Consider the following 9,276-nt stretch of genomic DNA (forward strand, 5'->3'; position numbering starts at 1 on the left):
TGTGAATTTTTCAAGAGAAAGTTCTAAAATTTTTGGACTTATAGCGAAGATTAAATTTCCAAAAATCGTACAAAAACAAATTAATGGGCTTTATGTAAATTATTTTAAAATAGATATGAGTGAATTTAAAGATACCGCCGAATATAAAAGCTTAAACGATCTTTTTATAAGAACTTTACAAATTCCTCGTAAGATCGAAGATGGTTTTATCAGTCCAAGTGATGGAAAAATTTTACAATGCGGAAATACTTTTTTGGCTGATGAGGAACATTTTGCTTTTTCTATTAAAGGACATACTTATAGCATAGTAGAACTTTTAAAAGATAGCTTTGAAGAAGATGAATTACAAAATGGGCTTGATTATATTAATATCTATCTTTCTCCAAAAGATTATCACCGCTATCATAGTCCTTGTGATATGCAAATTTTAAGCGCGACCTATACAAGAGGAGTTCTTCATAGCGTCAATGAAAAGCATCTAGAATGTATCAGTGCTCTTTATACAAAAAATGAAAGAGTGAGTTTAAAATGTCAAAATGAAAAAGGTATTTTTTGGCTTGTTTTTATAGGGGCACAAAATGTAGGCAAAATGCGTTTTAATTTTGATACTAATATACAAACTAATGCCAAAATATCTTATAATTTTACTAGAAAATATGACAATTTAAATATAAAAAAGGCAGAAGAATTGGGGCATTTTGAACTAGGTTCTACTATAGTTTTAATTTCTCAAAAGGGGCTTTTAAATCTTGATTTAAAAGTAGGGCAGAGTATAAAATTTGGAGAAAAGCTTTCTGATTAGTTTTTAGGAGTTTTATTTGCCATTTGGTAAATAAAAGCAAATACTTCAGCCACTGCTTTATACATATTTGGGGGAATTTCATCTCCTAAATCAAGCTTACTTAAAATTTCTATTAAATCTTCATCTTCTTTGATGGGTACTCCGTGTTCTTTCGCTAAAGAAATAATCTTAGCTGCGCTTTCCCCTTTTCCACTTGCTAAAACTTTAGGAGCGGAATGTTTCTCTTTTTGATAACCTAAGGCAACAGCTTTTTTAATAGATCTTTTAATTTTACTCATACTTTCTTATCCATACCCATTTCAAGATCTAAATTTTTAATATCCCTTGTATCAAATTTGCTTCTTATGATATCTCCCACAAAGAAATTTGCACTTAAAAGTCCTGCTTTATTGATATTTTTTTTAAGTTCATGAGCATTTTCATAAATGGTTTTTCTAAATTCTTTATTTTCTGCCATAATATTAATATCTATGTATTTTTCATTATTTAAAGAAATTAAAATTTCTAAATCCCCAAGTTTGGCAAATTCAAGTTTAATTTGAGCAAAGAATTTGTCTTTTTTACCCCTTCTAAACATAATTTTAGAATCATTGAGATCTTCCCAGGAAAAAGGTAAGTAAGTATTTATAGAATCATTTGCCAAAGAAATAAGTTGATTGATTTCAATTTGTGCCAAAAGACGATTAGCTTGATTATAAACCGCTTCATTTCCTTCATTTTTAGCTATATTTGAAATTTGCAAAAGGGTTGATTTTACATCATGATGCAAAGATTCTACTATCTCTTGATCTGTTTTTGGCTTTATTTGCGCTAAATCTTTAGCGGATAAATCAAGCTTGCGTTCTAAATTTTTTATTTCAGCTTGATTAAATTTGATATGTTGAGTATGAGGTTCAAGTTCTCTTAAACTTTCATTGATTTTTCTAGAAAGATTTCCGAGATCCTTGCTTAAATTTTGCAATTCATCTAAATCCGAATTTTCTATCATAAAAGCTAAATTTTTTATATTATTTTGTTTAATAAATTCTTGGTTTTTAAATAAATTTTCTTGAGTTTGTATATTTGTTTGTGTAGTGTTTTGTATAGTAGTATTATTTTGATTGGATGTATTTTGAGTGTTGTTTTTAGGTATATTATCATTTTTGTTTTCGTAAAATTTGGAATTTTCTTTAGAGTTGTTTTTAATATTATCTTTATCAAAATTATTTTTAATACTTTCTTGTTTTTTGTCTTTGGAATCTTGTGTAATATTTTCTTTTAAAGTTTCTTCATCTTTATCTATCAATTCATCACTATTAAAATCTTTATTTGTATCATCAGTTTCTTTATCTATCAATTCATCACTATTAAAATCTTTATTTGTATCATCAGTTTCTTTATCTATCAATTCATCACTATTAAAATCTTTATTTGCATCATCAGTTTGATCTAGTTTGTCTTTTTGTATATGTTGATTTGACACTTCTTTTTGAGTTTCGTTTTTTGGATTATCTTTTTTATCTAAAAGCAAATCTTTTAAAGTATTATCATCTTTTTTAGAATTTTGTTCTCCAAGTATGTTTTTTAAAGTATTTTCAAGTTTTTCAAAAGCCTTAGCTGTTTGTTTTAAAACATTGGTATCTTGAATCATTAAATTTTCTGGTTTATTTAATGCTTTAAAAAAATCACCTTTTAAAGATGTTAATTCTTTTGCAATTTTATTAGCAATATGTATAATTTTATCCTGAGCTACACTAGGATTTTTAGCAATATAGCTTTTAAAATTTTCTATTTTAGAGCCTAATTTTAAAAGAGTTTTAAAAGAGCTTTGATCTAAAATTTGTTTATTTTCGTTTTTGTTAGCCTGAATGATATTTTTAAGTTCTTTTAGAGTTTCTTTTGGGTTTAAATTTGCAACTACAAGTTGTGCGATTTGCGAACTTAATTTTTCACTACTTAAACCTTTTATCGTGCTTAAAAGAGAATAAAAACTTTTTGGTAAAGATTCTTCATTGAGTGCATCTTTAAGTTTTGCTTCAAAAAATATACCTGAATTTTTTAATAAGGGTGCGAGATTATTATTTTTAACTTCACTTGCAGGTTTTAAAATTTGATTGAGTTTATCTAAAACTTGTGAAAAAATATCATTTTTTTCAAGCTCCATACTAAGAGTTTTTAACTCATTAGCAAAATTAGGTGCTAAATTTAAATTTTTACTTTGCTTTAAAACAGGAGAATTGGGATTTTTTTGCGAATTAATTTGCTCTAAAAGCTTATTGACAAGTTCTTTAAGTTTTGTGCCGGTTTCGTTTTGGATAAGCTTGGTAACTACTTCTTCATTACTTGCATCTTTGTCTAAGCCTAAATTTTGTTTTAAGGCTTGAGAAAGTGTTGTTTTGGGGTTATCTTTGGAATTTAATTTATCTTTTGCTGGGGTATTATCCGTTTTTACATCGTTTTTTTGTGCGTTTGCGATTTGGCTTGTAAGTTGTGTATTAATCATCTAGCATCACCATATTTCCTGGTTTTTTATTGAATTTTTTATTTAAAATATTAGGCTTATTGATAGCAAAAAGGATTAAAAAACCAAGACAGAATATATAAAACCAAATAAAACCTTTAATTTCAAAATATTGCATTAAAAAACCTAAAATCAAAGGTCCAAATAAAGATCCTAAAGAATAGCAAAAAAGAACACCACGACCTAGTTCCACTCCTTTGTTTTTTATTGTTAAAACATCATTAGCTCTAGCAAGAGCTAAAGCATAAAGGCAAAATATTCCTATACCAAGCAAAAATGCTAAAAAATACTGAAAATACAAATGAGGATTAAAAACAAAAATAAGCATGGTGAAAAAGCCTATACTTGCACTAGTAATGATTGCAAATTTTCTTCCCATTTTATCTGAAATAGTCCCCATAATGGTTTGAGCAAAAAATCCACCTAAAATTCCACAAAACATAAAATAAGAAACAGCTTTAGCATCAAATCCTTGCAAGAGCACAAAGATAGAAGCCATTGAAAAAAAACCATTGATAAGCATTCCAGCAATAAAACTAGTTGCAATAGCCAAAGGTGCAATATCAAAAACTTTTGGTATAGAAATTGGACTTGAAGCCGGTAAAATAGGTTCTTTGATTTTGATTAAATTTAAAGGTAAAGAAGAAAGCAAGATTAAAGCCGCACTTAAAATAAAAACATTGTGTTTGCTTAAATTTAAAGCTATGATTAAAGTTCCAATCCCAAAAGAAAGATAAAATACAATTTCATAAAAGCCTAAAATTCTTGAACGAATCGCGTTTTTGCTTTTTTCATTAAGCCATGATTCTATTACCATTAAAAAACCATAGTAACAAATACCTATTGAAAATCTTAAAATAGCCCAAAAAATTAAATTTTCACTAATCGTATGCAGCATAGCCGAAATTCCAAAAACAGCTCCAAATAAGCCAAAAGATCGTATATGACCTATTCTAGAAATGATTTTATGGGCACTAATAGTTCCTATAAGTGCTCCGATAAAAAAACAAGAACTTATAATTCCTACAATTAAAGAACTTTCACCTTTTTCTTTAAGAATAACACCTATGGATGTAACAATTAAAGCATTTCCCGCAAATAAAAATGCCATACTTGCAAAAAGTGCCGTCATAGATCTAATAATTTTTTTTGGACTCATATCTTACATACACAATAAAAATAAAAATACAAACAAGCAAGGTTGAAATTCCGCACAAATAACCAAAAATATTGAGTAGATTTTGTCTGTGTAAAAATAAAAAACCCGCAACTAAAATTACATAAGCCAATATTTTTAATAGATTAAAAAATATTGCAAAAAAATAAATTTTATCTTTAAAATTAAAATCTAAATCGTCTTTAACGATCCTAAATTTTATATTTTTGGGTAACTTTTTTATCTTTTTTAATAAAAATAAAGATATGTTTTGAAAATCTTTATATTCTTTTGCTTTAGAAAGTATGATTTTTTTATAATTCAAATACGAACTAAAAATAACAAATAAAAAACTAAAAAAAGCTATTTCAAAGCTTAAAAATATATTTAATTTAAACAGGTTAAGTATCAGTAAAATAAAAAGAAACAATAAATGCACAAAAGAAACAAGTATAAAAAAAGCTTTTTTATGCTCCATTATTTATTTTTCTCTTTTTGGATGGTTTCTTTTATAAATTCATCTCGTTTTTTAAATTCTTCATAGCTTTTCATTTGACTTTTATAAGCCTTATAAACATTGAGTATAGCTGCAGTAATTCCCCAAAACACCCCGATCCAAAACAACCAAGGATAAGGCGTGTATCTTTTAAGCAAATATCCTATGCCTATGCCTATGAAAATAGCAACAACTATAGAAATTCCAAGACTTAATCCATCTGCAGCCTCTATAGTTTTACGAATAAGTTGTTGCTTTTTATTTGATTTTTGTTCTTCTTTAAATTCGATCATAGATGTTTAAAGCTTTCTTTAATGGCCTCTAAACTGATGTCAATTATTTTATTGTCCATCTTAGAGCAAATGAATCCTGTTTCAAATTGTGATGGCGCGAGATAAATTCCATTTTTAAGCATATTCTGATGAAATTTGGAAAAAAGCTTAAGATCTGATTTCAAAGCGTCTTGGTAATTTTCAACCGGGCTTTCTGTGAAAAAATAACCAAACATAGAACCCACGTAGCAAGTTTGTAAAGCAATCCCTTTTTCATCGGCTAATTTTTTCATACCGTGAGTTAATTTTTTAGCTAATTTACCTAATTTTTCATAGAGATCTTTCTTTTTTCTTGCCTTAGAAAGACTAGCAATTCCTGCTGCCATTGCTAAAGGATTCCCACTTAAAGTTCCTGCTTGATAAACCCCGCCTAAAGGACTTAATATATCCATAATTTCACTTCTAGCCGCAAAAGCTGCTGCAGGCAGTCCTCCGCCAATAACCTTACCAAAGGTTACAATATCAGCTTTAATATGATTGATTCCAAAAGAACCAAGATAAGAAGCCCTATAGCCACTCATCACTTCATCAAAAATGAGTAAGGTTTGATTGACTTTACAAATTTGTGCGAGTTCTTCTAAAAATTCTTGCTTAGCGGGAACTAAGCCCATATTTCCAGCTATAGGTTCTATGATAACACAAGCAATATCTTTGTTTTTTTCAAAAAGTTCTTTAACGCTTTGGATGTCATTATATTTTGCAACCAAAGTAAATTGAGCTACTTCATTCAAAACGCCCAAAGAACTAGGCGTATTAAAGGTAGCAGCACCACTTCCAGCACTTACAAGCAAAGAATCAGAGTGTCCGTGATAACATCCTTCAAATTTTAATATTTTATCTCTTTTGGTGTATCCACGTGCAAGACGGATTGCACTCATCGTCGCTTCTGTTCCGCTATTCACAAAACGGATTTTATCCAAATGTGGAAAATCCGATAAAACTAGCTTTGCAAGTTCACTCTCAAGTAGAGTAGGGGCTCCAAAACTAGATCCTTTTTTAAGTGTATTTTGACAAGCTTTTTGTATATCTTTATCGCAATGTCCAAAGAGTAAAGGTCCCCAGCTTTGCACATAATCAATATAAGAATTTCCTTCTATATCAACGATATAAGCTCCTTTTCCATAAGCGATAAATCTAGGATCACTTTGCACATTAGCAAAAGCACGCACCGGAGAATTCACACCACCCGCTATCAATTTGCACGCTTGTTCAAAAGCTTTTTTATTTGTCATTTTTTATCCTTTTATTTTTTATTAAATTGCTTGATGTAATTATATAAACTTACAATTTCTTCATCGGTTAATGAGTAATTTGGCATAATGGATTTAGCATTTTTAATTTCATTAAGAGATTTTTTAAAATCTTCAAAGCTAATATTTTGAATGCTTGGAATTTTGTAAGCGGTTTTAACTCCTTTTTTTAAGTAATACCCTAAAATTTGTTCACTTCCATCGACTCCATGACATTTTTTACAGCTAATGCCTCTAGGATTTTCGTAAAGCATTTTAGCGTATTCTTTAGGTGTAATAAAATCAGCACTAAAAAGATTTGATATAAGAAATAAAAACATCCATAAAATGATTTTCAAAATTTTACCTTGTTAATGAAGTTTTAATATGATACAATTTTTACTTTAAAAAAGTAATAAATTTATAAAAGGAAAATAATGATTTTGCTTGATGGTAAAGCCTTAAGTGTAAAAATCAAAGAAGAGCTTAAAGAAAAAAATCAAATTTTAAAAGAAAAAGGGATGCAAGCTTGTCTTGCCGTCATTTTAGTAGGTAATAATCCTGCAAGCCAAACTTACGTTAATGCTAAGGCGAAAGCTTGTGAGGATTGTGGTATCAAATCCTTAGTATATCGCCTTGATGAAAATACAACACAAAATGAGCTTTTGGCTCTTATAAATACTTTAAATTATGATGATAGTGTGCATGGGATTTTAGTGCAATTACCTTTACCTATGCATATCAATAAAGATTTAGTTTTAGAAAGCATTATAAGCAGTAAAGATGTAGATGGTTTTCATCCTATTAATGTAGGATATTTAAATTTAGGTTTAGAAAGTGGATTTTTACCTTGCACTCCGCTTGGAGTTATGAAACTTTTAAAAGCTTATGAAATTAATTTAGAAGGTTTAGATACTGTTGTAATTGGGGAATCCAATATAGTAGGGCGTCCTATGGCAACTATGCTTTTAAATGCTGGAGCAACTGTGAGTATTTGTCACATTAAAACAAAGGATTTAAAATTATACACTCAAAAGGCTGATTTGATTATAGTTGCGGCAGGTTGTGTAAATCTTTTACGCTCTGATATGATAAAAGAAGGAGTGGTTGTTGTAGATGTTGGAATCAATCGCCTTGAAAATGGTAAAATAGTAGGCGATGTGGATTTTGAAAACGTTTCAAAAAAAGCAAGTTTTATTACCCCTGTGCCTGGTGGAGTTGGTCCTATGACTATAGCTATGCTTTTGGAAAATACAATAAAATCTGCTAAAAATAGATTAAAATAGGAAATTTTATGGAATTTTTTAAAAAACTTTATAGATTTTCTCAATCATGGACTGGAACGGTTGTTATTGTTCTTTTAGTGATTTTCTTTTTTATACAAGCTTTTGTAATTCCTTCTGGATCTATGAAAAATACTTTACTTATAGGTGATTTTTTATTTGTAAAAAAATTCAGTTATGGAATTCCAACTCCACATATCCCTTGGCTTGAAATTCCTGTTTTGCCCGACTTTAATAAAAATGGACATTTGATTGCAGCACAAGGTCCAAAAAGAGGAGAGATAGTAGTTTTTAGAAATCCTAGAAATGAAAAAGAACATTTTGTCAAACGTTGTGTTGGAGTAGGTGGTGATAAAATAGTTTATGCAAATAAAACTCTTTATGTAAGAATGCATGAAGGCGATGATTTTATGAAAATGCATTATTCTAAAGATTTGGTAGTACTTGGTGGAGAGTTTTATGTAAAAGAGCCTTATAAACAAAAAGGTATTCATTATGATTCAAAAGAAGATATAGAAAGCAATATATTGCGTTATCTTAGTATCGGTGATTTTGCAATGTCTCCAACCTATTTTAAGGAGCTTGGAGAGCAAGTAGGTTTTAGCGGGGGTAATGCCTATATTTTTGAAGTTCCTCAAAATGAGTATTTTATGGTAGGAGATAATAGAGATCATTCTTATGATAGTCGTTTTTGGGGAAGTGTTCCTTATCGGCTTATAGTCGGAAAACCTTGGTTTGTGTATTTTTCGTGGGATCAAAATAAAAGTGTTAGATGGGAAAGGATAGGGCGATTTGTTGATACTTTAGAAAATGACGATGTCTATATTCATGACTATGATGAGAAGGATATATTGAGTTAATCTTGATTTATTTCAAATAGGGCTAAGATATAACTATAAGATTCTATCGAAAAATTTTAATCAATATAAATATAATTGTAAAACATTATTATAAAAATCTAAAACTAAAATTTAGATTTTATTGCAAAAATAAAAAAATAAAAAAGGAAAACAAATGACTAAAGAAAAAATCATCTCTTATGAAGAATTTCAAGCAAATCCTATGCTTCAATGGTTTTTTGATAAAAAAATCAAGCATAGTATTAAAGATAAATATTATAAGGAATGGCAAGATTTTATCAACAAAGAAGGTATAAATGTGATTTGCATCATAGAAGATCCTAAAGGCGGGGATATTCTTGAGTTAGATTTATGGGATAGAAGGGCGATATTGGATCCATTATTTCACTTTGCTTGGAGTTATGATTATGAATTTTTTGAATTTATTTTACAATTTGTAAAAGATCAAACATGGTTGAATTTTTTACTTGCATGCAATACGATTGCTTGGGGTAGAAATGAGCTGGATTTAGAGCATACAAAAAAATTATTAAGCTTTTAGTGGATAAGGGAGCTAATATCAATGCTTATTTTTATCAAGGCAAGGAAGGGCGGTATGAGCCTTTGATTTTTGAGACC

General features: G+C 29.0%; 11 protein-coding genes. 4 read left to right on the forward strand and 7 right to left on the reverse strand.

All coding sequences use genetic code 11. The features are described 5' to 3' along the window. Nucleotide 1: 1 nt before the first annotated feature. The gene (locus CQA76_RS04055; protein ID WP_137622171.1) at nucleotides 2-802 is read left to right on the forward strand and encodes a phosphatidylserine decarboxylase; all 801 of its coding nucleotides are present in this window, start codon (nucleotides 2-4) and stop codon (nucleotides 800-802) included. Here CQA76_RS04055 and CQA76_RS04060 read toward each other — a convergent pair. Genes CQA76_RS04060 through CQA76_RS04090 form a run of 7 tightly spaced genes read right to left on the reverse strand, consistent with a single transcriptional unit; the run spans nucleotide 799 to nucleotide 6,874 of the window. Next, a complete protein-coding gene (locus tag CQA76_RS04060; protein WP_137622172.1) occupies nucleotides 799-1,080 on the reverse strand; it encodes a FlhB-like flagellar biosynthesis protein in 282 nt (93 codons plus the stop codon). The genes CQA76_RS04055 and CQA76_RS04060 overlap by 4 nt on opposite strands. Next, on the reverse strand, nucleotides 1,077-3,284 hold the full coding sequence (locus tag CQA76_RS04065; protein ID WP_137622173.1) for a flagellar hook-length control protein FliK: 2,208 nt from the start codon (nucleotides 3,282-3,284) through the stop codon (nucleotides 1,077-1,079). Before CQA76_RS04065 ends, CQA76_RS04060 begins: the two co-directional genes overlap by 4 nt. Beyond that, nucleotides 3,277-4,461 (reverse strand): MFS transporter, encoded by a 1,185-nt coding sequence (locus tag CQA76_RS04070; RefSeq protein ID WP_137622174.1) that lies wholly within the window; start codon nucleotides 4,459-4,461, stop codon nucleotides 3,277-3,279. The genes CQA76_RS04065 and CQA76_RS04070 overlap by 8 nt, the downstream gene beginning before the upstream one ends. Further along, the gene (locus CQA76_RS09180) at nucleotides 4,439-4,936 is read right to left on the reverse strand and encodes a hypothetical protein (RefSeq protein ID WP_232364890.1); all 498 of its coding nucleotides are present in this window, start codon (nucleotides 4,934-4,936) and stop codon (nucleotides 4,439-4,441) included. The genes CQA76_RS04070 and CQA76_RS09180 overlap by 23 nt, the downstream gene beginning before the upstream one ends. Next, nucleotides 4,936-5,247 (reverse strand): AtpZ/AtpI family protein, encoded by a 312-nt coding sequence (locus tag CQA76_RS04080; protein WP_137622175.1) that lies wholly within the window; start codon nucleotides 5,245-5,247, stop codon nucleotides 4,936-4,938. The genes CQA76_RS09180 and CQA76_RS04080 overlap by 1 nt, the downstream gene beginning before the upstream one ends. Further along, nucleotides 5,244-6,518, reverse strand: a complete 1,275-nt coding sequence (gene hemL, locus CQA76_RS04085) for a glutamate-1-semialdehyde 2,1-aminomutase (RefSeq protein WP_137622176.1) — start codon at nucleotides 6,516-6,518, stop codon at nucleotides 5,244-5,246. Before hemL ends, CQA76_RS04080 begins: the two co-directional genes overlap by 4 nt. A gap of 11 nt (nucleotides 6,519-6,529) precedes the next feature. Continuing rightward, entirely contained in the window at nucleotides 6,530-6,874 is a 345-nt protein-coding gene (locus CQA76_RS04090; protein WP_137622177.1) for a c-type cytochrome, read from the reverse strand. 78 nt (nucleotides 6,875-6,952) lie between these two features. On the opposite strand from CQA76_RS04090, the gene folD reads away from it, so the two are divergent. The 3 genes from folD (at nucleotide 6,953) to CQA76_RS04105 (ending at nucleotide 9,199) form a co-directional block, all read left to right on the forward strand. Further along, a complete protein-coding gene (gene folD, locus CQA76_RS04095) occupies nucleotides 6,953-7,801 on the forward strand; it encodes a bifunctional methylenetetrahydrofolate dehydrogenase/methenyltetrahydrofolate cyclohydrolase FolD (RefSeq protein ID WP_137622178.1) in 849 nt (282 codons plus the stop codon). Between the two features lie 8 nt (nucleotides 7,802-7,809). Beyond that, nucleotides 7,810-8,658 carry a signal peptidase I gene (gene lepB / locus CQA76_RS04100; RefSeq protein ID WP_137622179.1) on the forward strand — a complete coding sequence of 283 codons (849 nt, stop codon included), beginning with the start codon at nucleotides 7,810-7,812 and terminating at the stop codon, nucleotides 8,656-8,658. A gap of 154 nt (nucleotides 8,659-8,812) precedes the next feature. Beyond that, nucleotides 8,813-9,199 carry a hypothetical protein gene (locus CQA76_RS04105; RefSeq protein ID WP_232364891.1) on the forward strand — a complete coding sequence of 129 codons (387 nt, stop codon included), beginning with the start codon at nucleotides 8,813-8,815 and terminating at the stop codon, nucleotides 9,197-9,199. The last annotated feature ends 77 nt before the right edge of the window (nucleotides 9,200-9,276 follow it).

Source organism: Campylobacter aviculae, from assembly GCF_005406215.1.
Lineage (GTDB): Bacteria > Campylobacterota > Campylobacteria > Campylobacterales > Campylobacteraceae > Campylobacter_D > Campylobacter_D aviculae.

Bases quoted from the DNA above. Each gene is read 5' to 3' on its own strand.
- CQA76_RS04060 (WP_137622172.1), bottom strand. From the start codon at position 1,080: ATGAGTAAAATTAAAAGATCTATTAAAAAAGCTGTTGCCTTAGGTTAT.
- CQA76_RS04065 (WP_137622173.1), bottom strand. From the start codon at position 3,284: ATGATTAATACACAACTTACAAGCCAAATCGCAAACGCACAAAAAAAC.
- CQA76_RS04070 (WP_137622174.1), bottom strand. From the start codon at position 4,461: ATGAGTCCAAAAAAAATTATTAGATCTATGACGGCACTTTTTGCAAGT.
- CQA76_RS09180 (WP_232364890.1), bottom strand. From the start codon at position 4,936: ATGGAGCATAAAAAAGCTTTTTTTATACTTGTTTCTTTTGTGCATTTA.
- CQA76_RS04080 (WP_137622175.1), bottom strand. From the start codon at position 5,247: ATGATCGAATTTAAAGAAGAACAAAAATCAAATAAAAAGCAACAACTT.
- hemL (WP_137622176.1), bottom strand. From the start codon at position 6,518: ATGACAAATAAAAAAGCTTTTGAACAAGCGTGCAAATTGATAGCGGGT.
- folD (WP_137622178.1), top strand. From the start codon at position 6,953: ATGATTTTGCTTGATGGTAAAGCCTTAAGTGTAAAAATCAAAGAAGAG.
- lepB (WP_137622179.1), top strand. From the start codon at position 7,810: ATGGAATTTTTTAAAAAACTTTATAGATTTTCTCAATCATGGACTGGA.
- CQA76_RS04105 (WP_232364891.1), top strand. From the start codon at position 8,813: ATGACTAAAGAAAAAATCATCTCTTATGAAGAATTTCAAGCAAATCCT.